This is a genomic window from Streptomyces sp. NPDC021749 (assembly GCF_040640655.1).
Lineage (GTDB): Bacteria > Actinomycetota > Actinomycetes > Streptomycetales > Streptomycetaceae > Streptomyces.
This window is the reverse complement of the sequence record NZ_JBFACE010000014.1, coordinates 162,298-186,203: the sequence shown is the minus strand read 5'-3', so window position 1 is coordinate 186,203 and position 23,906 is coordinate 162,298. Positions and strand designations below refer to the sequence as shown.

Sequence of the window (23,906 nt, the reverse complement as noted above, 5' to 3'; positions counted from 1 at the left end):
CGAAGCCGACGGCCCGGCCCCCCTCGCGCGGGGAGCCGGGCCGTGGTGCGTACCCCTGGGTGTCAGCCCATGTGCGGGTAGCGGTAGTCCGTCGGGGGGACCAGGGTCTCCTTGATGGAGCGGGTGGAGGTCCAGCGCATCAGGTTCTGCTTGGCGCCGGCCTTGTCGTTGGTGCCGGAGGCGCGGCCGCCGCCGAAGGGCTGCTGGCCGACGACGGCGCCGGTGGGCTTGTCGTTGATGTAGAAGTTGCCCGCAGCGAAACGGAGCTTCTCGCAGGTGGCGGCGGCCGCGGCGCGGTCCTGGGCGATGACGCAACCGGTCAGGCCGTACGCCGAGGCGGACTCCATCTGGGTGAGCATCTCGTCGTAGTCCGCGTCGTCGTAGACGAAGACGCCGAGGATCGGGCCGAAGTACTCGTCCTTGAAGATCTCGTTGTCCGGGTCGGTGGAGACCAGGACCGTCGGGCGGACGAAGTAGCCCTCGCTGTCGTCGTACGTGCCGCCGGCCACGACCTCGATGGTCGGGTCCGCCTTGGCGCGGTCGATCGCCGCCTTGTTCTTGGCGAAGGACCGCTCGTCGATGACGGCACCGATGAAGTTCGACAGGTCGGTGACGTCACCCATGGCGAGCGACTCGACCTCGGCGGCGAACTCCTCCTTGAAGCCGGAGTTCCAGAGGGAGGCCGGGACGTACGCGCGGGAGGCCGCGGAACACTTCTGGCCCTGGAACTCGAAGGCGCCACGGGTCATGGCGGTCTTCAGCACGGCGCGGTCCGCCGAGGGGTGGGCGACGATGAAGTCCTTGCCGCCGGTCTCGCCGACCAGACGCGGGTAGGTCTTGTAGTTCTCGATGTTGGCGCCGACCGTCTTCCACAGGTACTGGAAGGTCTTGGTGGAGCCGGTGAAGTGGATGCCCGCGAGGTCCGGGTGGGCCAGCGCGACCTCGGAGACGTCCTTGCCGTCACCGGTGACCAGGTTGATCACGCCCTTGGGCAGCCCGGCCTCCTCCAGCAGCTCCATCAGCAGCACGGCCGCGAAGGTCTGGGTCGGCGAGGGCTTCCACACGACCACGTTGCCCATCAGGGCGGGCGCGGTCGGGAGGTTGCCGGCGATCGCGGTGAAGTTGAACGGGGTGATCGCGTAGACGAAGCCCTCCAGCGGGCGGTGGTCCGAGCGGTTCCAGACGCCCGGGGCGTTCGCCGGGGGCTGCTCGGCGAGGATCTGGCGCGCGAAGTGCACGTTGAAGCGCCAGAAGTCGATCAGCTCGCAGGGGGTGTCGATCTCGGCCTGCTGGGCGGTCTTGGACTGGCCGAGCATGGTGGCGGCGGCCAGCGTCTCGCGCCAGGGGCCGGAGAGCAGCTCGGCGGCCTTGAGGATGATCGCGGCACGGTCGTCGAAGGACATCGCGCGCCAGGCGGGGGCGGCGGCCAGCGCGGCGTCCACCGCGTCCTGGGCGTCCTTGACGGTGGCGTTGCCGTACGTGCCGAGCCGGGCTCCGTGGTTGTGCGGCTGGACGACGTCGAAGCGCTCGCCGCCGCCCATCCGGCGCTCACCGCCGATGGTCATCGGCAGCTCCCGCGGGTTGCCGGCCAGCTCCTTGAGCTTGGCCTCCAGACGGGAACGCTCGGCGCTGCCGGGGGCGTAGGTGTGGACCGGCTCGTTCACCGGTACGGGGACCTGGGTCACAGCGTCCATGGCGGCCGTTTCTCCTTCGGTGGTCGGTTCGTACGTACGTAAAGGGGCCGGGGGCTCAGTCCCGGGTCGCCGTCATCCTCGGGTCGCGAGTGACCTCAGGAAGAAGGCCAGGTTCGCGGGGCGCTCGGCGAGCCGGCGCATGAAGTATCCGTACCAATCGGTGCCGTACGGGATGTACACCCGCATACGGTTCCCCTCGGCGACCAGTCGCCGCTGCTCCGCCTCGCGGATGCCGTACAGCATCTGGAATTCGTAGTCCGCCGGCTTACGGCCGTTGCGGTGCGCCAGCTCCTGGGCTATGGCCACCATCCGCGGGTCGTGCGACCCGATCATGGGGTAGCCCCCGCCGGCCATGAGGATCTTCAAGCAGCGCACATAGGCCCGGTCGACCTCCCGCTTGTCCTGGTAGGCGACGGTCGCGGGCTCCTTGTACGCGCCCTTGACCAGTCGCACCCGGGAGCCTTCCCCGGCGAGCGCCCGGCAGTCGTCCTCGGTGCGGAAGAGGTAGGACTGCAGCACCGCGCCCGTCTGGGGGAACCGCTCGCGCATCTCGGCGAGGATCGCCAGGGTCGAGTCGACCGTGGTGTGGTCCTCCATGTCGAGGGTGACGGTCGTCCCAGCCTCGGCAGCCGCCTCGACCACCGGAGTGACGTTCCGCAGGGCCAGCTCGTGGCCGCCCGGCAGCGCCTGCCCGAAGGCGGACAGCTTCACCGACATCTCGGCCTTCACACCGAGACCGTGCTCCTTGAGGGCCTCGGCCAGCCGGAGGTAGGCGTCGCGGTTGCGCAGCGCCTCCACCGGGTCCGTGATGTCCTCGCCGAGGTGGTCGAGCGTGACCTCCAGTCCGCGCGCGGCCAGATTCCGCACCGCGGCCATGGCCTCGTCCAGACGCTCGCCGGCGACGAAGCGGTCCACCACGGGGCGGGTGACCGGAGCGGCCGCGACGACGCGCCGGATGCTGTCGCTGCGCGCTGCGGCGAGGAGCACGGGACCCAGCATGGGGCACCTCCAGATTCAGGGTGACAAGGACCGGGCGGCGCCGGGGAGGGCGAACGCGTCGGCAAGATTGAGCCACCTGAAACTTAAGGATCGCGCCACTTCGCGGCCATCGACAGCTGTCACGCCTTCGTGGCCGGGATCTCAGACAGATGTATGAGAATGGGGAGAGGGAGACCACTGGGACAGGAGAGGGGCCGAACGGCGGATGCGGGGCGACTACCAGCAGTTGGTGGACGAGATCTCGGCGGCGCTCGGCGCACCGGCGACGCTGGAGGACCGTGACTTCGGGCTGATCGCGTTCGGCGCGCACGAGGGCGAGGACGACGAGGTCATGGACCCGGTGCGGACCCGGTCGATCCTGCAGCGCCGCTCCTCCGCGGCGGTCCGGGCCTGGTTCGAGGCGTTCGGGATCGCCCGGGCCACGACGCCACTGCGGATCCCGCCGGACCCCGCCGCCGGCGTCTTCCGCGGCCGGATCTGTCTCCCCGTCCGCCACCGGGGCGTGGTGCACGGCTACGTCTGGCTGCTGGACGACGGGCACCTCACCGACCTGGCCCTGGGCGGCCAGGGCACCCCGCCCGACCCCCGGATCGCGCAGGCGATGGAGACCGCCTCCCGGATCGGCGCACTGCTCGCCGAAGAGGCCCGCGCCGGATCCGAACTCGGCGATCTGCTACGGGAGTTGCTGACCTGTCCGGCCGACGGACGGCCGGCCGCGGCGACCGCGCTGCGGGACGCGCTCCGCGACACCCTGCGCTTCACGCCCGGCCTGCCGCTCACTCTGGTCGCGGTGGTGCCCTGGGACACCCCGGACACCGACGCGGCACCGCTGCCGAGCCTGCCCGGGCTGCTCGCGGCGTGCGCGCTGCGCTCCCCCGGCGGTCCGGCGGACGGGCCCGGCGCCCCCGTCCTGGCCGCGCTGGTCCGCCTGCGTGCGACGGGCGGGTCGACCCCCGCCCGTACGGTGGCGGAACACCTGCTGCGCTCCCCGCGGGCGGGGACCGCCCCGGCCGCCGCGGCTCCGGCCGGCCCCGGGCGGTCCCGTTCCGCCGATCGCTCCGCACCACCCCGCCCGGGCGCGGCCGGCATCGGCAGCGCCACCCGGGAGCCGGCCGAACTGCCCACGTCCTGGCAGGAGGCCCTCGCCGCGGCCCGCGCGGCCCGCGCCGAGCCCCGGCTGGGCCCGGTCGCCCAGTGGGACACCATCGGCTCGTACCGCATGCTGACCGCCCTGCCGGTCACCGATCCCGACCCCGTGATCGGCCCCCTGCTCACCCCCGCACACGCCGAACTCGCCCGCACCGCCGAGGCGTTCCTCGACTGCGCGGGCCAGGCGAGCCGCACGGCCCAGGCCCTGGGCATCCACCGCCAGACCCTCTACTACCGCCTCGGCCGCGTCGAGAAGCTGACGGGTCTCGACCTGGATGACGGGGAGCATCGGCTGCTTCTCCATATGGCCCTCAAGGTGGCCAGGTTGTAGCCCTTCCGCTGCGCTTTGCGGTGCCTCCCACGTACTTGGCCGTCCCGCCGCGGGGCTCGCTCGCCGTTGCGCGCTTTGCGGCGCCCCGCACGTACCCGTCTGTCCCGCCGCGGGTGTTGCTCGCCGTTGCGCCTGCGGCGGGCGGGTGGTTGTCGGGTGCGGTGACGGGCCTCCGGAGCCGGTTGTGTGGACTGCTGACGCTTTACGTCCACACAACCGGCCCCTCCGGCCCGTCCCCTCCCGTGAGAGGGAAAGTTAAGGGCGGTGGGGGTGCAGGTAATGCCCACGAGCGCGCGGGCAACGGATGACGTCCGGCCCCGACCAGCTTTGAAACTCCCACTCACGGGAGGGGGTGGACCGGAGGACGAAGTCTGGAGGGCCGGCACCGCACCCGACACACAAACGCCCGCCGCCAGGCGCAACGGCGAACAAGCCCGACGGCGGGACGGCCAACTACGTGCGGGGCGCCGCAAAGCGCGCAACGGCGAGACGACCCGCGGCGGGACAGACGGGTACGTGGGCGAAGAAACACCTGGTTCACCGGACACGCGCCCCACGGAAACACTCGCTTTCTAGCGTCCGGCCTGACGAAATGGCCCCGGCGCCGGAGGAGACGTGGCATGAGCGAGGCCGTTGCGGAACGCAACGAAGAGACAGCGCACGGCGGGGCACCCGACGACGTACGGCCCAAGCCAAGCGCAGCGGAAACCCTGGAGGACTACACCCTCCGGTTCGCGCCCCGCAGTTACCGTCGGTGGACGCCCGCCGTGGTGGCGACCACCGCGCTGGGCGGGATCGCGTACATGGCGGACTTCTCGATCGGCGCCGGGATCGGGCTCACCCACGGCACCGGCAACGCGCTGACCGCGATCCTGGTCGCGGCCGTGGTCATCTTCGTCACCGGATTCCCGCTCGCCTACTACGGGGCCCGCTACAACATCGATCTGGACCTGATCACCCGTGGTGCCGGCTTCGGCTACTACGGGTCGGTGCTCACCAGCGTCATCTTCGCCAGCTTCACCTTCATCTTCTTCGCGCTGGAGGGCTCGATCATGGCCCAGGGGCTGCGGCTGGGCCTCGGGCTGCCGCTGTGGCTGGGCTATCTGGTCGCCACGCTCCTGGTGATACCGCTGGTCATCTACGGCATGAAAGCGCTGAGCAAGCTCCAGGTCTGGACGACGCCGCTGTGGCTGCTGCTGATGGTGGGGCCGTTGGTCTACCTGGTCGCCACCGACCCGGGCACCGTGCACCGCTTCGTGTCGTACGCCGGGACCGGCGGTGACGGCGGGATCAACACCGCCTCCGTGCTGCTGGGCGCGGGCGTCTGCCTGTCACTGATCGCGCAGATCGGTGAGCAGATCGACTATCTGCGGTTCATGCCGCCCAAGACCGAGGCGAACAAGCGCACTTGGTGGGCTGCCGTGATCATGGCCGGCCCCGGCTGGGTCGTGCTGGGTGCGGTGAAGCAGGCCATCGGACTGTTCCTGGCCGTCTACATCCTCGCGAAGGCCGGCCCGGCCGCGGCCACCGAGCCGATCCAGCAGTTCACCGGCGCGTTCGCCGCGATGCTGCCCTCCTGGCTGGTGGTGCCGCTGGCCGTGGCCCTCGTCGTGATCAGCCAGATCAAGATCAATGTGACCAACGCCTACTCCGGCTCGCTGGCGTGGACGAACTCCGTCACCCGGGTCACCAAGCGCTACCCGGGGCGGATGGTCTTCGTCCTGGCCAACCTGGCGTTCGCGCTGATCCTGATGGAGGCCGACATGTTCAGCTTCCTCAACGGGATCCTGGGCTTCTACTCCAACTGCGCCATCGCCTGGGTCGTCACCGTCGCCACCGACATCCTCGTCAACAAGTACCTGCTGAAACTGTCCCCGAAGATCCCGGAGTTCCGCCGCGGCATGCTCCACGCGGTCAACCCGGTGGGGGTGGTGGCCTTCACCGCGGCCTCCGGCCTGTCCATCGCGATGTACTTCCACGCGCTGGGCGACGCCCTCCAGCCGTACTCACCGGTGGCCGCGGCGGTGCTCGCCTTCGTCCTCACGCCGCTGATGGCGGTGGTCACCAAGGGCCGTTACTACCTGCGGCGTTCCGACGACGGGATCGACGAGCCGCTGCTGGACGCGGACGGCAACCCGAGCGCCACGAACTACCCGTGCCACGTCTGCCGGCAGGAGTTCGAGCGCCCCGACCTGGCCGCCTGCCCGGCCCACGACGCCATGGTCTGCTCACTGTGCCTCAGCACGGACCGCTCGTCCGAGCACGTCCTCCCGGCATCCTCATAACCCACCGGCGCCCACCCCCACCCACCGTTTCCCTCCCCCAACGGGAGGTGACGGGCCGGAGGGGCCGGTTGTGGGGACGTAAAGCGTCAGCAGTCCCCACAACCGGCCCCGGAGGCCCGTCACCGCACCCACAAACCACCCAGCCCGCCGCAGGCGCAACGGCGAGAAACCACCGCGGCGCCGCAGACAGGTACGTGGGAGGCACCGCAAAGCGCAGCGCCCCGCGGCGGGACAGACGGGTACGTGCGGGGCACCGCAAACACACGCTCAGAGCACCCGCCCGCTCGTGACCCGCCGCAGCGCCGCCGCCAAGTCGTGCCCCGTCGGCAGGGCGTCCGGGGTGACCAGGGACTGGACCATCAGGCCGGTGAGGAGGGCCTGGTAGAACGAGCCGACGACGCGGGCCGTCTCCGCGTCGACCTCCGTGTCGGGGACGCCCTCGAAGAGCGCGACCAGCCCCTCGCCGCCCTCCGGCAGTACGGCCCCGATCGCCTCCCGCAGACCCTCGTCCCGCGGCAGCAGGCCCAGCACCTCGACCTGCGCGGCGATGAACTCCGGTTCCTCGGCGATGCGTTGGAGCACCCGGTCCCAGGTCGCGGCGAACCGCTCCAGCGGGTCGGCAATGGCCCGCGCGCCCTCCGCGGCGGCCGGTGCCTCAGCCATGCCCGCGCCCCACTCCTCGCTGGAGGCGATCACCGCCTGGCGCATCAGGGCGTCCTTGGAGCCGTAGTGGTAGCCGATGGAGGCGAGGTTGGCGCCGGAGGCGGCCACGATGTCGCGGGCGGTGGTGCGCGCGTACCCCTTCTCCAGCAGGCAGCGCTTGGCGCCTTCCAGAAGATCTTCACGGTGTCCCATGGCGGCAGCCTAATCGCCGGCATACGGACGTTCCAGACGGGCGTCTTATACGCATGTGTATGCGCGGGGTGAGGTGGTCACCGGGGCCGCTCGGGGCCGGGTCCCTCGCGGCCGGGCCGCTCGGGGCCGCCCATCCGCCTCCGCTCGCCGGGGTGCGGAGCCTCCGGTGTCTGCTCGATGTCGCCGGAGTCCGTCCGGCCCTCGCGGGCCCGCTCGCCCGTTCCGGCCCCGGCCATCGGCCGCTCGAACAGCTTGTTGCGCTCGCCCGGCGTGGCCGGCGGGGTGCCGGCCGCCGTGCCGGGACGCGGTCCGGCGGGCATCGACGCGTCCGTGCCGCTGGGGCGGATCAGCCCGTAGTGGCGGTAGAGCTCGGTCTCCTGGGACGGGTCGAGATGGCCGTCCTCGTCGATCCGCGGGGCTTTCTTGATGGTCTCCTTGGTGTGCGGAACGTGCAGTTCGTCGCCGGTCCGGCGGGCCCCGGCGAGCGGGATGAAGGTCTCCTTCAACCCGAACAGCCCGGTGCGCACGGTGATCCACTCGGGCTCGTTGGTGGCGTCGTCGCGGTAGACCTGCTGCACCGTGCCCACCTTCGCGCCGTCCACATCGACCACCTGGAGGCCGGTCAGCGTCTGCGGGACGTCTCCCAGAGGTGCGTTCATGGATCTCGCTCCTTCCGCACGCGCCGGTGCGCGGCACGCACAGTTCCCATTGCGCGACGCCCGCTTCCGGCGTGCGACTCGGGGAGGCCGGGCGGCACGGCGGCGGTCGGCCTGCCGAGCCGCCGGGCGGCACTGCCGACCCCACCCCTGATTACGCCGTTCGAGTGAACGCGGGAGCGGTCCGGTCATGCGCGCGGACCGGGCGGCCACCCGCGGAGCGCCCGTACGGGGCCGGCGCGCGAACGGGCCCGGTCCCCGCCGAAGCGGGAGCCGGGCCCGTGGAGCTGCGGAAACCGCCGGGTCAGTGACCGAGGTTCACCGCGCGTACGGACGTCGCGCCGATCTCCTCGGAGATCTCGCTGAGCACGTTCGCCGGAATGGTGTCGTCGACGGTCAGCACGACCAGCGCCTCACCGCCGACATCGGCCCGCGAGACCTGCATGCCGCCGATGTTGATGCCCGCCTCGCCCAGGATCCGGCCGACGGTGCCGACGACGCCGGGGCGGTCGGTGTAGCGCATGAACGCCATGTGGTCGGCGAGCGTGAGGTCGATCGAGTGCTCCCCGACCGCCACGATCTTCTGGACGTTCTTGTGGCCGGCGAGCGTGCCGGAGATCGACACCTCCTCGCCGCCGGCGAGCGTGCCGCGCACGGTGACCACGTTGCGGTGCTCGGGCGACTCGCTGCTCGTCGTCAGCCGCACCTCGACGCCGCGCTCCTGCGCGAACAGCGGGGCGTTGACGTACGACACCGTCTCATCCACCACGTCCTCGAAGACGCCCTTCAGCGCGGAGAGTTCGAGCACCTTGACGTCGTGCTGGGTGATCTCTCCGTAGACCTCGACGTCGAGCCGCATCGCCACCTCGCCGGCCAGCGCGGTGAAGATCCGGCCGAGCCGCTCGGCCAGCGGCAGCCCCGGCTTGACGTCCTCGGCGATCACGCCGCCCTGGACGTTGACCGCGTCCGGCACCAGCTCGCCGGCGAGAGCCAGCCGCACCGACTTGGCGACCGCGATACCGGCCTTCTCCTGCGCCTCGCCCGTGGAGGCGCCCAGGTGCGGGGTGCACACGACCTGGTCGAACTCGAACAGCGGGGAGTCGGTGCAGGGCTCGACGGCGTACACGTCCAGGCCCGCGCCGGCCACCCGGCCCTCCTTCAGCGCGGTGGCCAGCGCCGCCTCGTCGACGATCCCGCCGCGCGCGGCGTTGACGATCCGGACCGACGGCTTGACCTTGTGCAGCGCCTCGTCGCCGATGAGACCGATGGTCTCCGGCGTCTTGGGGAGGTGGACGGTGATGAAGTCGGAGACCTGAAGCAGTTCGTCCAGGGTCAGCAGCTTGACGCCCATCTGCGCGGCGCGGGCCGGCTGGACGTACGGGTCGTAGGCGACGACCTTCATGCCGAACGCCGACATCCGCTGGGCGACCAGGACGCCGATCCGGCCGAGGCCGACCACGCCGAGGGTCTTCTCGCTGAGCTCGACGCCGGTGTACTTGCTGCGCTTCCACTCGCCGTTCTTCAGCGCGGTGTTCGCCTGCGGGATGTTCCGCGCGGTGGCGACCAGCAGACCGCAGGCCAGCTCGGCGGCGGTGACGATGTTGGAGGTGGGCGCGTTGACGACCATCACGCCGGCCTTGGTGGCGGCGGAGACGTCGACGTTGTCCAGGCCCACGCCGGCGCGGGCGACGACCTTCAGCTTCTTGGCGGCGGCGATCGCCTCGGCGTCGATCTTCGTGGCGCTGCGCACCAGGACGGCGTCGACGTCGACGATGGCGGGGAGCAGCTCGGCGCGGTCGGCGCCGTTGCAGTGCCGGATCTCGAAGTCCGGGCCGAGGGCGTCGACGGTGGCGGGCGACAGCTCTTCGGCGATCAGTACGACAGGTTTCGAGCTCACGTGGTCTTCAGTCCTCACTAGTCCTTCGCGGACGGCCGTCCCGACGGCCGAAGGCGGTGAAGGGGGAAAGCCGCGTGGAAGACGCACGACGTTGTGAGCCTGAACGCGCTTGTGATGGGCAGTGTAGTGGCGGTGGGGGGCGCGTCCTGTGCCGTTGCGGAAGGATCACCCGTGCGTGGTTCTACGCGGTGGACAAGGCGCCGCGGCGGTGCGCGGCCGGCCATACGGACGAGGGGGCCGCGAGTGTTTTCGCGACCCCCTGTCCATCGGACTTACGCCTCGTCGTCCACCCAGCTCATCAGCTTCCGCAGCTGCTTGCCGGTGGTCTCCAGCAGGTGGTTCTCGTCGGCCTTCTTGTACTCGTTGTACTTCGGCAGACCGGCGTTGTACTCCGCCATCCAGTTGTTGGCGAAGGTGCCGTCCTGGATCTCGGCGAGGACCTTCTTCATCTCGGCCTTGGTGGCGTCGGTGATGACCCGCGGGCCGGTGACGTAGTCGCCCCACTCGGCGGTCTCGGAGACCGACCAGCGCATCTTCTCCAGGCCGCCCTCGTACATGAGGTCCACGATGAGCTTCAGCTCGTGCAGGCACTCGAAGTACGCGATCTCCGGCTGGTAGCCCGCCTCGACCAGGGTCTCGAAACCGGCCTTGACCAGCGCCGAGGCGCCACCGCAGAGCACCGCCTGCTCACCGAACAGGTCGGTCTCGGTCTCCTCGGTGAAGGTGGTCTTGATGACGCCGGCGCGGGTGCCGCCGATGCCCTTGGCGTAGGACAGCGCCAGCGCGAAGGCGTTGCCGGAGGCGTCCTGCTCGACGGCCGCGATGCACGGCACGCCGCGGCCCTCCTCGTACTGGCGGCGCACCAGGTGGCCCGGGCCCTTGGGGGCGACCATGCAGACGTCCACGCCGGCCGGGGCCTTGATGAAGCCGAACCGGATGTTGAAGCCGTGGCCGAAGAACAGCGCGTCGCCGTCCTTCAGGTTGTCCTTGATGGACTCCTCGTAGACCTTGGCCTGGATCGGGTCCGGCACCAGGATCATGATGACGTCGGCCTCGGCGGCGGCCTCGGCCGGGGTGACCACGCGCAGGCCCTGCTCCTCGGCCTTGGCCTTGGACTTGGAGCCCTCGTGCAGACCGACGCGCACGTCGACGCCCGAGTCGCGCAGGGACAGCGCGTGGGCGTGGCCCTGGCTTCCGTAGCCGATCACCGCGACCTTGCGGTTCTGGATGATGGACAGGTCGGCGTCGTCGTCGTAGAACAGCTCGGCCACTTCGGGTCTCTCCTTGGATCTAGCGGGGTGCCCACACAGTACGTCGGGCGGGGTGAGGAAGGTCGGTGGGTCTCGCCATACGGTCCGGTCGGGCCGTGGCGGACCGGCGGATCAGGCCGTACGGTCCAGCGCGCGCAGCGAGCGGTCCGTGATGGAGCGGGCGCCCCGGCCTATGGCGATCGTGCCGGACTGCACCAGTTCCTTGATGCCGAACGGCTCCAGCATCTTCAGCATCGCCTCCAGCTTTTCACTGGATCCGGTGGCCTCGATGGTGACCGCCTCGGGCGAGACGTCCACGGTCTTGGCGCGGAAGAGCTGGACGATCTCGACGATCTGCGAGCGGGTCTCGTTGTCCGCGCGGACCTTCACCAGGACCAGTTCGCGCTGGATCGCGGAGCCGGGCTCCAGCTCGACGATCTTCAGGACGTTGACGAGCTTGTTGAGCTGCTTGGTGACCTGCTCCAGCGGCAGCGACTCGACGCTGACCACGATGGTGATGCGGGAGATGTCGGGGTGTTCGGTGACGCCGACGGCGAGCGAGTCGATGTTGAAGCCGCGGCGGGAGAACAGCGCGGCGATCCGGGCGAGGATGCCGGGGGTGTTCTCCACCAGGACGGAGAGCGTGTGCTTGGACATGGTCTTCTCTCTTTCGCTCTTCGTCGTCTCAGTCGTCTTCGTTGTCGCCGAAGTCGGGACGCACGCCCCGGGCGGCCATGACCTCGTCGTTGGAGGTGCCGGCGGCGACCATCGGCCACACCTGGGCGTCCTCGTGGACGATGAAGTCGATCACGACCGGGCGGTCGTTGATGGCATTGGCCTCTTCGATGACCTTGTCGAGGTCGGCCGGGTCCTCGCAGCGCAGCGCGACGCAGCCCATGGCCTCGGAGAGCTTGACGAAGTCCGGGATGCGGGTGCCCGCCGACGGCTGCTTGCCGTCCGCCTCGGGGCCGCTGTGCAGCACGGTGTTGGAGTAGCGCTGGTTGTAGAAGAGGGTCTGCCACTGGCGGACCATGCCGAGCGCGCCGTTGTTGATGATCGCGACCTTGATCGGGATGTTGTTCAGCGCGCAGGTGACCAGTTCCTGGTTGGTCATCTGGAAGCAGCCGTCACCGTCGATCGCCCAGACCGTGCGGTCCGGCTGGCCGGCCTTGGCGCCCATCGCGGCGGGCACGGCGTAGCCCATGGTTCCGGCGCCGCCGGAGTTGAGCCAGGTGGCGGGCTGCTCGTAGGTGATGAAGTGGGCGGCCCACATCTGGTGCTGGCCGACGCCGGCGGCGTAGATGGTGTCGGCGGGGGCGAGCTGGCCGATCCGCTCGATGACCTGCTGCGGGGAGAGGCTGCCGTCGTCCGGCAGGTCGTAGCCCAGCGGGTAGGTCTCCCGCCAGCGGTTGAGGTCCTTCCACCAGGCGCTGTAGTCGCCCTTGTGGCCGGTGTCGTGCTCGGCCTGGACGGCCACGATCAGGTCGGCGATGACCTCGCGGGCGTCACCGACGATCGGCACGTCGGCGGCGCGGTTCTTGCCGATCTCCGCCGGGTCGATGTCGGCGTGCACGACCTTGGCGTACGGCGCGAAGGAGTCGAGCTTGCCGGTGACCCGGTCGTCGAAGCGGGCGCCGAGGGTGATCAGCAGGTCGGCCTTCTGCAGCGCGGTGACCGCGGTGACCGAGCCGTGCATGCCGGGCATGCCGACGTGCTGCGGGTGGCTGTCGGGGAAGGCGCCCAGCGCCATCAGGGTGGTGGTGACCGGGGCGCCGGTCAGCTCGGCGAGCACCTTCAGCTCGGCGGTGGCGCCGGCCTTGAGGACGCCGCCGCCGACGTAGAGGACCGGGCGCTTGGCCTCGGTGATCAGCCGGGCGGCCTCGCGGATCTGCTTGGCGTGCGGTTTGGTCACCGGGCGGTAGCCGGGCAGGTCGGTGTGCGGCGGCCAGCTGAACGTGGTCTGCGCCTGCAGGGCGTCCTTGGCGATGTCGACCAGGACCGGGCCGGGGCGGCCGGTGGAGGCGATGTGGAACGCCTCGGCGATGGTCTTGGGGATCTCGGCCGGGTCGGTGACCAGGAAGTTGTGCTTGGTGATCGGCATCGTGATGCCGCAGATGTCCGCCTCCTGGAAGGCGTCCGTGCCGATCGCCTTCGAGGCCACCTGCCCGGTGATGGCGACCAGCGGGACGGAGTCCATGTGGGCGTCCGCGATCGGGGTGACGAGGTTGGTGGCACCCGGGCCCGAGGTGGCCATGCAGACCCCGACCCTGCCGGTGGCCTGCGCGTATCCCGTTGCGGCGTGTCCGGCGCCCTGCTCGTGGCGGACCAGGATGTGCCGGACCTTCGAGGAGTCCATCATCGGGTCGTACGCCGGCAGGATCGCACCGCCGGGAATGCCGAACACGGTGTCGGCCCCGACCTCCTCCAGCGCCCGGATGAGGGACTGCGCGCCCGTGACGTGCTCGACGGGGGTGGACTGCTGCGGTCCGCCGGCGTTACGGGCCCGTGGCTGCGGATGGTGGGCCCCGGAGGCCTGCTCGGTCATCTGCGTCTCTTCTCGAAGCTGAGGGTTTTGACGGGATTTGTGAGGTTGCTGTGCAACAAAAAACCCCTCGTGCCGGGAGGCAAGCGAGGGGAGCGCGTCGGTGCGGTCTGCTGGGTTTCGTAGGGGTCCCAGCTTCAGCCGACGCGCTGTCCAAGTACGAGAATTCGGGTGCGCATGGCACTGACCCTCCCCCTCTCGTGCACCGAGTGTCAAGTGGGTGGGACGGAGGTCTCACTATTTGAGCGCAATGGGGGATGCACTGCGGCCTCGGTGCCGGCCAGACCCCCACGCAGGGCGGGCACTCCGCTGCCGCTGAGCACCACCGCCCGGCCCTGTCCCGTGAGGTCCGGGACGGGGTAGCCGGTACGGGTCACCGCCCGGCGCAGCCGGGGTTCGTCGAGCGGGCCGGAGAAGGCCAGGCCCATGCCGTGCGTGCAGCCCATGGAGCGCAGCGCGAGGACCTGCTCGGGCAGGTCGACGCCGTCCGCGACGGTCTGCATGCCCAGGTCGCCGGCGATCCGCAACAGCCCGGCGGTGATCTTGTGCAGCCGGGAGGACTCCACCACACCGTCGACCAGGCCGCGGTCCAGCCGCAGGACGTCGACGGGCAGCCGGCGCAGTGCGGTGATCGCGGCGTACCCGCTGCCGAAGCCGTCCAGGGCGATCCGTACGCCGAGCCGGCGCAGTGCGACCAGCCGGCGCTCCAGGTCGTCCAGCGGGACCCGGGCGTCGCTTTCGGACAGTTCCAGGACGAGCTCGCGGGCGGGCAGGCCGTGCCGGGCGAGGACCGATTCGACGCCCTTGGGGGACAGCGAGCGGTCCAGCAGCCGGCGGGCGGAGAGCCGGACCGCGACCGGGACCTGGTGGCCGGCGCGGTGCCGGGCGGCGGCCTGCCGGACGGCCTCCTCCAGCTGCCAGCGGTCGAGCTCCGCGGCGCGGTCGCCGTCGTCGGTGTACCGGCCGCGGTCGCCGACCCGGAGGAATTCGGCGGGGGTGAACAGGATGCCCTCGGCGGAGCGCCAGCGGGCGTGCGCGGCGAGCGCGGTGACCCGGCCGGTGGCCAGGTCGACGACGGGCTGGTGCAGCAGCGCGAACTCGCCCTCGTTGAGGGCGCTGCGGAGCTTGGAGGCGAGTTCGGCGCGGTGGGCGACCTCGTCCTGCATCTGGGGGGCGTAGAGCTCGACCCGGCCCTTGCCGGCCTGCTTGGCGCGGTACATCGCGAGGTCGGCGTTGCGGAGCAGGCCGGCGGGGGTGACGCCGGGTTCGGCGAAGGCGACGCCGATGCTGGCCGCGACGCGGACGTCCCGGCCGTCGATGCGGTACGGCTCGGAGAGCTTGATGCGCAGCCGGTCGGCGATCTCGTGGATGCGGAACTCGCGGGCCGCGCGGTCGCGGGTGCCGTCGCCGGTGATCAGTGCGGCGAACTCGTCGCCGCCCAGCCGGGCCGCTATGTCGCCGGAGCGGACCGAGTCGGCGAGCCGGCGGGCGGCCTGGATCAGCAGTTCGTCGCCGGCCTGGTGGCCGATGGTGTCGTTGACCTGCTTGAAGCCGTCGAGGTCGATGTAGAGCACGGCGGTGTCGTGGTCGCTGGCCCGCCGGCCGGTGACGGCCTGGGTGACGCGTTCGGTGAACAGCGCGCGGTTGGGCAGGTCGGTGAGCGCGTCGTGCGAGGCGTTGTGCTGGAGCTGGGCCTGGAGCCGGACGCGTTCGGTGACGTCGCGGGAGTTGAAGATCAGGCCGCCGTGGTGGCGGTTGACCGTGGACTCGACGTTCAGCCAGCCGTCGCCGCCGGAGCGCTGTGCGCCGGCCCGGAAGCGGCATTCGATGCGGGTGGTGGGCTCGTCCTCCGGATCGGCGGCGAGGAACCGGCGGACCTCGTGCACCACCCGGCCGAGGTCCTCGGGGTGGATCAGGGCCGCGAGCTCGGAGCCGATCAGCTCCTCCGCGTCCCGGCCGTAGACACCGGCGGCGGCCGGGCTGACGTAGCGCAGCACGCCGGACGGCGCGGCGATCATGATGACGTCGCTGGAGCCCTGCACCAGGGAGCGGAAGTGGTTCTCCTTCTGGGCGAGTTCGTGGGTCAGGGTGATGTTGTCGAGCAGCATGATGCCCTGGCGGACGACGAGGGCGAGCACGACCGTGCAGCCGGTGAAGAGGACCACGCGGTCGATCCGCCGCCCGTCGAGAACGTTGGTGAGGATGCCCAGGGTGCAGACCGCGGCGGCGAGGTACGGAGTGAGCGCGGCGAGCGAGCCGGCGAGCGGCCGGCTGCCGTGCGGGACGCGGACGGCGGCGGGCTCGGCCGACTCGTCCGGCTCCTCCTCCCCGGCCCGGCGGGCGGCCCAGGGTGCGTAGGCGAGCAGCATCGAGCCGGCGAACCACCCGGCGTCCAGGATCTGCCCGGAGCGGTAGTGCTCGCGCAGCAGCGGAGAGCTGAACAGGGCGTCGCACAGCACCGTCAACGCGAGTGCGGCGATGGCGGTGTTGACGGCCGAGCGGTGCACCGAGGAGCGGCGGAAGTGCAGGACCAGGACCATGCTGACGAGCACGATGTCCAGCAGCGGATAGGCCAGCGACAGGGCGCTCTGCGCCACGCTGCGGCCCTGGAAGTGGGCGGTGTGCGCGAGCGCGAGGCTCCAGGAGAGGGTGAGCAGCGAGCCGGCGATCAGCCAGGAGTCCAGGCCCAGGCAGACCCAGCCGGCCCGGCTCACCGGGCGCTTGGCGAGCACCAGCAGGCCGACGATGGCCGGCGGCGCGAACAGCAGGAAGCAGAAGTCGGCCGGCGAGGGGCTGGGCACGGTCCTGCCCAGGACGACCTCGTACCAGCCCCATACGCCGTTGCCGATGCCGGCCATCCCCGAGGAGACGGCGAACAGCATCCAGGCCGGCCGGAACCGGCTGCGGTGCCGGCGGGCGTACAGACCGCAGGAGAAGGCCGCGACCAGGGCCGCGAAGCTGAGCCCGAAGTCCCCCATGAACAGGGCGACTTCGGTGGAGCCCCAGCCGAAGGCGGCACCGAGGGCGTAGCCACCGCAGACCACGGCCAGGACGACCTGCGGCACCGGGCTCGGCGGACTGCCGGACGGCGCCGGCGGCCTGGAGAGCATCGCCCCGGGGGCGCTCACCGCACTCTCCCGTGGTCCCGCGCCGGACGGCGCCTCGCCCGGGCCGCCCTGCGGCCCCGTTGCGTCTCCGCGGGCGCTCGTGGATCCCGCGTCTCGCGGATCGTCCATCGGTCGTACATCGCCCGTCGCCCCCCTCGCGTTCCGGATCTCGCATCGCGCCGCGGCTGTCCCGGCGCCGTCCCCGCTCGGACGATACACCAGTTCCGTCACTCAGCGACATAGGGTATCTACGGAGCGTGACGGCGCGCGGGGTGGTGAATACCCACCGCATTCGTACGGCCCCGTAGCGCGATCCGCGCCCCGGTCAGCCGGCGGTCGCGACGACGTTCCGCAGGGGTTCACCGGCCGCGAAAAGCGCCAACTGGTCCCGCAGCAGCCGCTTCGCACGAGGCAGGAAAGCAGAGCTGGGGCCACCGACGTGTGGAGTGATGAGCACGCCCGGAGCGTGCCACAGCGGATGCCCCGCGGGCAGGGGTTCGGGCTCGGTGACGTCGAGCGCCGCGCGCAGGCGCCCGGATTCGAGCTCGGGGAGCAGTGCCTCGGTGTCGACGACGGCCCCGCGCGCGATGTTCACGAGGAGTGCGCCGTCCTTCATCCGCGCCAGGAAATCGCGTCCGACCAGGCCACGGGTCTGGTCGGTGAGCGGTGTGGCGAGGACGACGACGTCCGCGTCGGGCAGGAGGGCGGACAGGTCGGAGAGTGGGTGCACGGGGCCGCGCACAGTGTCACGCGCGGTGCGTGCGACGCGCACCACCCGCGCACATTCGAAGGGCGTGAGCCGGTCCTCGATGGCACTTCCGATCGAACCATAGCCCACAATGAGGACCGACTTGTCGGCGAGGGCCGGCCGGAAAGCCGGCCGCCACTCCCCCGCGTCCTGGGCCCGGACGAAGCCGGGGACGTCACGCAGCGCCGCCAGCATCAAGGTGAGCGCGAGTTCGGCGGTGCTGGCGTCGTGCAGTCCGCGGGCGTTGCACAGCCGGGCGCCGGCCGGCATCTGCGGCAGCCCGGGCAGCATGTGCTCGATACCGGCGGTGAGGGTCTGCACCACCCGCACCCGGCTCATCCGGGCCAGCGGCCGCAGGCTGACCTCCGTGCCCTTCATGTAGGGGACGGCGTAGAAGACGCAGCGGGCCGGGTCGGCCGGGTACTCGGGGCCGGCGTCCCAGTGGACGTAGTGGAGGCCGCCGGGCAGGCCCTCGATCTCGTCGGGCGGGATCGGGAGCCAGACGTCGTTCGGTTCGGTGCGCTGGTCTGCGGTTGCCATGCCCCGAGGCTATGCGAAGGGATGTTCTGCTCAGACGTTAGTTTGGTCCGTGCCCTTGATCGGGGGCGAGGGGACGGAGGCACAACCAGGTGGAGCGCAGGACAATCGGTGCGGCGGCTCTGGAGGTGGGCGCCGTAGGTCTCGGCTGTATGCCGATGAGCTGGGGGTACACCGAGTCGCAGCGCAACGGGGAGGGGTCCCTGCGGGCCGTGCACACCGCGCTGGACCGGGGCTGCAGCCTGCTGGACACCGCCGACATGTACGGGCCGTTCACCAACGAGCTGCTGGTCGGGCGGGCCTTGAAGGAGCGCCGCCGGGACGCCTTCGTCTCGACCAAGGTCGGACTGCTGGTGGGCGAGCAGCACATCGTCGCCAACGGGCGGCCCGGTTACGTCAAACGCGCCTGTGACGCCTCGCTGCGCCGGCTGCAAACGGACCGGATCGACCTCTACCAGCTGCACCGGGCCGACCCCGAGGTGCCCGTCGAGGAGACCTGGGGGGCGATGGCGGAGCTCGTGGCGGCCGGGAAGGTGCGGTCCCTGGGACTGTGCGCGGTGGGCGCCCGGGCGGTGCGGCAGCCCCGCGCGGCGCGTGCGGAGCGGCGGCCGGCCGGCGCCCGGCCGCGGCCTCGTACGCATGACGGCACGCTGGCCCAACTGGAGCGCATCCAGCAGGTGTTCCCGGTCAGCAGTGTGCAGGCGGAGCTGTCGGTGTGGTCGCGGCAGGCGCTGGAGGCGCTGCTGCCGTGGTGCGAGTCGCGCGGGGTGGGCTTCCTGGCGGCGATGCCGCTGGGCAACGGCTTTCTGACCGGCACCCTCACCCCGGGGCAGGGCTTCGAACGGGAGGACCTGCGGGCCCGCCATCCGCGCTTCACGGCGGAGATGATGGCCGCGAACCAGCCGCTGGTGGCCGGGCTGCGGCGGGTCGGCGCCCGGTACGGCGCGACGCCGGGGCAGGTGGCGCTGGCGTGGGTGCTGGCCCAGGGGCGTCATGTCGTCCCGGTGCCCGGTACGAAGAAGGAGCGCTGGGCCGCGCAGAACGCCAAGGCGGCCGATCTGGTGCTCAGCCGCGAGGACCTGGCGGAGATCGCCGCGCTGCCGCCGGCCCGGCAGTCCTGGTAGCCCGCGAGCAGGCCCGCCCCCGGAGGCATCCGCGCCGTTCACGCGTCCGGCCTCCCGATGTGGTGTTCTTGTGCTCGCCCGGACGACGAGAGGACCCTTGCCGTGCAACGCCGTTCCCAGACCGCCGTGTTGGCCGCCGCTTCGCTGCTCCTGGCAGCGGGCTGTTCGAACGGCGGCGCGCAGCCCCCCGGCGGGGGTGCCTCCGCCACGGCGAAGAGTCCCGGCGCCTCGGCCGGTGCCACCTCACCGGGCGCCACCCCGTCACCCGCCGCGCCGCCCGCCAAGGGGTCGGTGAAGGTGACCAAGACCCTGACCACCGGGCTGAAGTCTCCCTGGGGCGTGGCGGTGCTGCCGGGCGGGGACCTGCTCGTCGGCTCGCGGGACACCGGCAAGATCGTCCGGGTCTCCGCGGACAGCGGGAAGACCACCGAGCTGGGGTCGGTCCCGGGCGTGGCCCCGGGCGGCGAGGGCGGACTGCTCGGCCTCGCGGTGTCCTCGGACTTCGGCACCGACCACCAGGTGTACGCGTACTTCACCACCGCGTCCGACAACCGCATCGCCCGCATGATCTACGACGACAAGCGCCCGCCGGGCGACCAGCTGGGCGCGCCCGACACGATCCTGCGGGGCATCCCCAAGGGTGAGATCCACAACGGCGGGCGGATCGCGTTCGGCCCGGACAAGATGCTCTACGCCGGCACCGGCGAGACCGGCGACACCGGGCTGGCGCAGGACAAGAGCTCGCTGGGCGGCAAGGTCCTGCGGATGACGCCGGACGGCGAGCCGGCGCACGGCAACCCCTCGGCCGATTCGGTGGTGTACGACTACGGTCACCGCAATGTGCAGGGCCTGGCCTGGGATGCCGACCACCGGCTGTGGGCCTCGGAGTTCGGGCAGCACGCCTGGGACGAGCTCAATCTGATCGAGCCGGGGAAGAACTACGGCTGGCCGGAGATCGAGGGCAAGGCCACGTCCGGGCAGGGCGGCCCGGATTACGTCGATCCGGTCGAGGTGTGGAAGACCGAGGACGCCTCGCCCAGCGGGATCGCGTACGCCAAGGGGTCGATCTGGATGGCGTCGCTGCGCGGGGAGCGGCTGTGGCGCATTCCGCTGGAGGGGACGAAGCCGGTGGCCGCCCCGCAGGCGTTCCTCAAGGGCACCTACGGGCGGCTGCGGACGGTCGTGGCGGCCGGCGACGGCACGTTGTGGCTGGTCACCAGCAACACCGACGGCCGCGGCAAGCCCCGTAAGGGAGATGACCGAATTCTCCGCCTCAAGGTGAGCTGATCCTTCTGGTCCCCTTTTCGTGTCTCCTGCCTAGACTCGGGCGGCAGGGGACGGGTGCGCGTCACGCCGAAGAGGGGGCAGGGCACCGTGTTCAACATCGTGGAAGAGCTGTTCGCACCGGGCCGCAAGCACACCGACGAGGAGCGGCAGCGGATGTCGCTCGTACTGGACGACGTGGGCGACGGCGATCACCCCTGGGAGGGGCCGATAGACCTCTCCTCGGGGACGGTGGTCGTCCGGGCGCCGCGGCAGGCGGCCCGGGACGACACCGCTGCTGAAGGCCCGTAGCCGTCTTGACCTAGCGCGCGGCCGGTTCGCCGAACAGCCGGAGGCGGTGGGCCACCGCGCCGGCCTCGCCGCGCCCGGAGACGCCCAGTTTGGCGAGGATGTTGGAGACGTGGACGCTGGCCGTCTTGGGCGAGATGAACAGCGCGTCGGCTATCTGGCGGTTGCTGCGGCCGTCGGCCACCAGGCGCAGTACGTCGCGCTCGCGGGGGGTCAGGCCGAGGGAGGCGGCGGGGGTCTCGGCGGCCCGGGTCTCCCCGGCGGTCCCGCCGTCCCCGGCGCCGGCGTCCGCTGCGTCCGCCGTGGCCGGTGCCAGCCCGGGCAGCGGGATGCGGGCGCGCTGGGCGAGCAGGGCGAGTTCCTCGGCGAGCGGGCGGGCACCCATGGTCGTGGCGGCGGTGTGGGCCTGGCCGAGCAGCAGCACGGCGGCCTCGCGCGGGGTGCGGCCCTCCAGTCCTGCGGTGGCCCGCTCGGTGCCGTGCAGCAGTGACTCCGCCCAGCGGTAGCAGGCCCGGGCGAGCTCGTACGGGCGCTCCAGCGGCGTGAAGGCGGCGACCGCGGCCGCCCAGTGGTCGGGGGTCTCCCGGCCCTCGGCGCGGCGGAGTTCGGCCTCGACGGCGACGGCGTACGCCTCCCATATCGGGCAGGCCCGGGCCAGCCTCTTGGCGGCGTCGCGGACCCGGGCGAGGACGGCGGCCCGGCCGGGCCCGGCGGCCGGCAGTCCGCGGGCGTCCGACTCGGCGGCGGTGGCCCACCACAGCAGGGGCCAGGCGTAGCGCTGGATGCCGGGCGGCAGTCCGGCGTCCAGGGTTTCGGTGAGGATGGCCCGGGCGTCCAGGATGCGGCCCTGGTGGGCGGCGATCCGCAGGGCGTGCTGCGCGAGCGGGATGGCGTGCTGCGGCTGGGGGTCGTGGGTGCCGTAGTGCTCGCGGGCGACGGCCAGTTCGCGCTCGGCTTCGTCGAAGTCGCCCGTGCCCAGGGCAAGATCCGTGCGGCGGTTGGCGGCCAGGGCGATCGAGCGGGCGTTCTGGGCGAGCCGGCGGGAGTCGGCCGCGGCCCGGCCCGCCTCTTCCCAGCGGCCCAGCGACTGGAGCGATTCGGCGCGGTTGGCCATCACCCAGCAGGTCTTGTCCTTCAGGCCGTAGCGGGTGGTGAGTTCGATGCCCTGCTCGGTGACCTCGACGGCCTCCCGGGAGCGGCCGACGCCCTCCAGGAAGGACGGGAGGTTGACGTGGCCGCGGCCGATGGCGGTGAAGTAGCCGCGCTCGACGGCGCGGTCGAGCGCGGCCCGGAGGTCGGCGAGGCCCTCGTCGACCTCGCCGGAGTCGGTCCGCAGCCCGGCCAGGGTCAGCCGGGAATTCAGCTCGGCCTCTTCGTCACCGACCAACTGGGCGAGTTCCACGGCGCGTTCGGCGGTGGCGAAGGTGGCCGGGCCCGGTTCGTGCAGCACCGCCCAGCTGGCGACGGCGGCCGTCACCTCGGCGTGCACGGACGACGGCGGCAGGCCGCGCATCAGCTCCTGGGCCCGGCCGAGGTCCTCCCAGCCGTTGCCGCGGCCGGTGCCCTGGCAGAGCCGGGAGCGCTGCACCAGGAACCAGGCCGTCCGAAGGGGGTCGTTCTCCTCGCGGAGGGCGCGCAGGGCGCGCTTGGTGATCTGGAAGGCGCGCTCGCCGTCGCCGGACAGCCGGGCGGCCACCGCGATCTCGGCGAGCAGGTCCAGGAAGCGCAGGGAGTCGTCGTCGCAGCCGCAGGCCGGGTACGCCTCGACGTGGTCGACCGGGCGCACCCCCTGGCGGACCTCGGGCGGGGCGTCGTCCCAGAGCTCCAGGGCCCGGTCCAGCAGCCGGAGTTGCTCGGCGTAGGCATGGCGACGGCGGGCCTGCACGGAGGCGGCGAGGACGGCGGGCAGCGCCTTGGCGGCGTCATGGGCCTTGTACCAGTAGCTGGCCAGGCGGGTCGCGCAGGCGTCGGCGCGCACCAGGGAGGGGTTGGCCTCCAGGGCCTGGGCGTAGCGGCGGTTGAGGCGGGTGCGCTCACCGGGCAGCAGGTCGTCGACGACGGCCTCGCGGACCAGGGCGTGCCGGAAGCGGTAGCCCGTGCCGTCGTCGGTGGGCACGAGGGTGTTGCTGCCGACGGCGGCCCGCAGCGCCCCGATGAGGTCGTCCTCGGGCATCTGGCAGACGGCGGAGAGAAGTTCGTGTTCGACGGTGGAGCCGCCCTCGGCGGCCGTACGGACCACCCGCTGGGCGTCCTCGGGCAGCGCCTCGACGCGCACCAGCAGCAGATCGCGCAGCGGGTCGCTGAGGCCGTGCAGACAGCCGTCGGCGAGGCTGCGGGCCAGCTCCTCGACGAAGAACGCGTTGCCCTCGGAGCGGCGGAAGACCCGGTCGAGGGTGTCCTCCTCCGGGGCGCTGCCGTTGATGCCGGCGAGCTGGGAGCGGACCTCCTCGCGGTTGAAACGGTCCAGCTCGACCCGCCGGACCGTGCGCATCCGGTCGATCTCGGCGAGGAACGGGCGCAGCGGGTGGCGGCGGTGGATGTCGTCGGAGCGGTACGTCGCCACCAACAGGACGCGGGCGTCGTGCAGGGCCCGCAGGAGGTAGGTGAGGAGTTCGCGGGTGGAGCGGTCGGCCCAGTGGAGGTCCTCGATGACGATGACGAGCGTGCGCTCCGCGGCGAGACGCTCCAGGAGGCGGGCGGTCAGCTCGAAGAGCCGCGCCCGGCCGATCTCCTCCCCGTGCGCCTCACCGGGCGTCTCGCCCAACTCAGGCAAAATACGGGAGAGTTCACCCTCCTGCCCGGCGACGGCGGCGGCGAGCTCGTCCCGCAGATGCCAGTTGAGAGTGCGCAGAATCGCCGAGAACGGTGCGAAGGGCAGACCCTCCGAACCGATCTCGATGCAGCCGCCGAGCGCGACCAGCGCGCCCCGCCCCCGCGCGGCCTCGCCGAACTCCTCAATCAGCCGGGTCTTTCCGACCCCTGCCTCACCCCCGACCAGCAGCGCCTGCGGCTCGCCGGACGCCGCGACGCGGGCGAGCGCGTCATCGAGCGCGGTGAGTTCGGCGGCTCGACCGACGAACACGGGACTGACGGACCTGGTCTCCACGGGCTTGAGCATCGCACAGGGGTCTGACATTCCGGCAGGGGGTTTGGTCGGGTG

The 23,906-nt window shown here is 71.7% G+C and carries 16 protein-coding genes; 5 read left to right on the top strand and 11 right to left on the bottom strand.

Features of this window, described 5'->3' with window-relative positions:
• Positions 1-62: 62 nt before the first annotated feature.
• Positions 63-1,694, bottom strand: a complete 1,632-nt coding sequence (pruA, locus tag AB0G35_RS16835; protein WP_360949234.1) for an L-glutamate gamma-semialdehyde dehydrogenase — start codon at positions 1,692-1,694, stop codon at positions 63-65.
• Positions 1,695-1,766: 72 nt separating this feature from the next.
• Positions 1,767-2,693, bottom strand: coding sequence for a proline dehydrogenase family protein (locus tag AB0G35_RS16830; RefSeq protein ID WP_360949232.1), 927 nt, complete (start codon positions 2,691-2,693; stop codon positions 1,767-1,769).
• A gap of 205 nt (positions 2,694-2,898) precedes the next feature.
• Between AB0G35_RS16830 and AB0G35_RS16825 the strand changes: the two genes are divergently transcribed.
• Both AB0G35_RS16825 and AB0G35_RS16820 read left to right on the top strand, forming a co-directional pair.
• Positions 2,899-4,173 (top strand): helix-turn-helix domain-containing protein, encoded by a 1,275-nt coding sequence (locus tag AB0G35_RS16825; protein ID WP_360949230.1) that lies wholly within the window; start codon positions 2,899-2,901, stop codon positions 4,171-4,173.
• 620 nt (positions 4,174-4,793) lie between these two features.
• The gene (locus tag AB0G35_RS16820; protein ID WP_360949228.1) at positions 4,794-6,458 is read left to right on the top strand and encodes an allantoin permease; all 1,665 of its coding nucleotides are present in this window, start codon (positions 4,794-4,796) and stop codon (positions 6,456-6,458) included.
• A gap of 267 nt (positions 6,459-6,725) precedes the next feature.
• On the opposite strand, the gene AB0G35_RS16815 is transcribed toward AB0G35_RS16820, so the two are convergent.
• The 8 genes from AB0G35_RS16815 to AB0G35_RS16780 all read right to left on the bottom strand — a co-directional run bounded on the left by AB0G35_RS16815 (position 6,726) and on the right by AB0G35_RS16780 (position 18,053).
• A complete protein-coding gene (locus tag AB0G35_RS16815) occupies positions 6,726-7,313 on the bottom strand; it encodes a TetR/AcrR family transcriptional regulator (RefSeq protein WP_360949226.1) in 588 nt (195 codons plus the stop codon).
• 77 nt (positions 7,314-7,390) lie between these two features.
• A complete protein-coding gene (locus AB0G35_RS16810) occupies positions 7,391-7,972 on the bottom strand; it encodes a PRC-barrel domain-containing protein (RefSeq protein ID WP_360949224.1) in 582 nt (193 codons plus the stop codon).
• Between the two features lie 301 nt (positions 7,973-8,273).
• Entirely contained in the window at positions 8,274-9,866 is a 1,593-nt protein-coding gene (gene serA / locus AB0G35_RS16805) for a phosphoglycerate dehydrogenase (RefSeq protein WP_360949222.1), read from the bottom strand.
• A gap of 272 nt (positions 9,867-10,138) precedes the next feature.
• Positions 10,139-11,137, bottom strand: a complete 999-nt coding sequence (gene ilvC / locus AB0G35_RS16800; RefSeq protein WP_360949220.1) for a ketol-acid reductoisomerase — start codon at positions 11,135-11,137, stop codon at positions 10,139-10,141.
• Positions 11,138-11,248: 111 nt separating this feature from the next.
• Positions 11,249-11,773 carry an acetolactate synthase small subunit gene (gene ilvN, locus AB0G35_RS16795; protein ID WP_360949218.1) on the bottom strand — a complete coding sequence of 175 codons (525 nt, stop codon included), beginning with the start codon at positions 11,771-11,773 and terminating at the stop codon, positions 11,249-11,251.
• A 28-nt stretch (positions 11,774-11,801) separates the two neighbouring features.
• On the bottom strand, positions 11,802-13,661 hold the full coding sequence (locus AB0G35_RS16790) for an acetolactate synthase large subunit (protein ID WP_360949216.1): 1,860 nt from the start codon (positions 13,659-13,661) through the stop codon (positions 11,802-11,804).
• 209 nt (positions 13,662-13,870) lie between these two features.
• Positions 13,871-16,768, bottom strand: coding sequence for an EAL domain-containing protein (locus AB0G35_RS16785; protein WP_360949272.1), 2,898 nt, complete (start codon positions 16,766-16,768; stop codon positions 13,871-13,873).
• 322 nt (positions 16,769-17,090) lie between these two features.
• Positions 17,091-18,053, bottom strand: coding sequence for a 2-hydroxyacid dehydrogenase (locus AB0G35_RS16780; protein WP_360949214.1), 963 nt, complete (start codon positions 18,051-18,053; stop codon positions 17,091-17,093).
• Between the two features lie 89 nt (positions 18,054-18,142).
• Here AB0G35_RS16780 and AB0G35_RS16775 point away from each other — a divergent pair, with 89 nt between their 5' ends.
• The 3 genes from AB0G35_RS16775 to AB0G35_RS16765 all read left to right on the top strand — a co-directional run bounded on the left by AB0G35_RS16775 (position 18,143) and on the right by AB0G35_RS16765 (position 20,749).
• Positions 18,143-19,174 carry an aldo/keto reductase gene (locus tag AB0G35_RS16775; protein ID WP_360949212.1) on the top strand — a complete coding sequence of 344 codons (1,032 nt, stop codon included), beginning with the start codon at positions 18,143-18,145 and terminating at the stop codon, positions 19,172-19,174.
• A 102-nt stretch (positions 19,175-19,276) separates the two neighbouring features.
• Positions 19,277-20,461: a PQQ-dependent sugar dehydrogenase gene (locus AB0G35_RS16770; RefSeq protein ID WP_360949210.1), complete on the top strand. Its 1,185-nt coding sequence runs from the start codon at positions 19,277-19,279 to the stop codon at positions 20,459-20,461.
• A gap of 87 nt (positions 20,462-20,548) precedes the next feature.
• The gene (locus AB0G35_RS16765; RefSeq protein WP_360949208.1) at positions 20,549-20,749 is read left to right on the top strand and encodes a DUF6191 domain-containing protein; all 201 of its coding nucleotides are present in this window, start codon (positions 20,549-20,551) and stop codon (positions 20,747-20,749) included.
• A 10-nt stretch (positions 20,750-20,759) separates the two neighbouring features.
• Here AB0G35_RS16765 and AB0G35_RS16760 read toward each other — a convergent pair whose 3' ends face one another.
• On the bottom strand, positions 20,760-23,864 hold the full coding sequence (locus AB0G35_RS16760) for an AAA family ATPase (RefSeq protein ID WP_360949270.1): 3,105 nt from the start codon (positions 23,862-23,864) through the stop codon (positions 20,760-20,762).
• Positions 23,865-23,906: the final 42 nt, after the last annotated feature.

Bases quoted from the DNA above. Each gene is read 5' to 3' on its own strand.
- pruA (WP_360949234.1), bottom strand. From the start codon at position 1,694: ATGGACGCTGTGACCCAGGTCCCCGTACCGGTGAACGAGCCGGTCCAC.
- AB0G35_RS16830 (WP_360949232.1), bottom strand. From the start codon at position 2,693: ATGCTGGGTCCCGTGCTCCTCGCCGCAGCGCGCAGCGACAGCATCCGG.
- AB0G35_RS16825 (WP_360949230.1), top strand. From the start codon at position 2,899: ATGCGGGGCGACTACCAGCAGTTGGTGGACGAGATCTCGGCGGCGCTC.
- AB0G35_RS16820 (WP_360949228.1), top strand. From the start codon at position 4,794: ATGAGCGAGGCCGTTGCGGAACGCAACGAAGAGACAGCGCACGGCGGG.
- AB0G35_RS16815 (WP_360949226.1), bottom strand. From the start codon at position 7,313: ATGGGACACCGTGAAGATCTTCTGGAAGGCGCCAAGCGCTGCCTGCTG.
- AB0G35_RS16810 (WP_360949224.1), bottom strand. From the start codon at position 7,972: ATGAACGCACCTCTGGGAGACGTCCCGCAGACGCTGACCGGCCTCCAG.
- ilvN (WP_360949218.1), bottom strand. From the start codon at position 11,773: ATGTCCAAGCACACGCTCTCCGTCCTGGTGGAGAACACCCCCGGCATC.
- AB0G35_RS16790 (WP_360949216.1), bottom strand. From the start codon at position 13,661: ATGACCGAGCAGGCCTCCGGGGCCCACCATCCGCAGCCACGGGCCCGT.
- AB0G35_RS16785 (WP_360949272.1), bottom strand. From the start codon at position 16,768: ATGCTCTCCAGGCCGCCGGCGCCGTCCGGCAGTCCGCCGAGCCCGGTG.
- AB0G35_RS16780 (WP_360949214.1), bottom strand. From the start codon at position 18,053: ATGGCAACCGCAGACCAGCGCACCGAACCGAACGACGTCTGGCTCCCG.
- AB0G35_RS16760 (WP_360949270.1), bottom strand. From the start codon at position 23,864: ATGCTCAAGCCCGTGGAGACCAGGTCCGTCAGTCCCGTGTTCGTCGGT.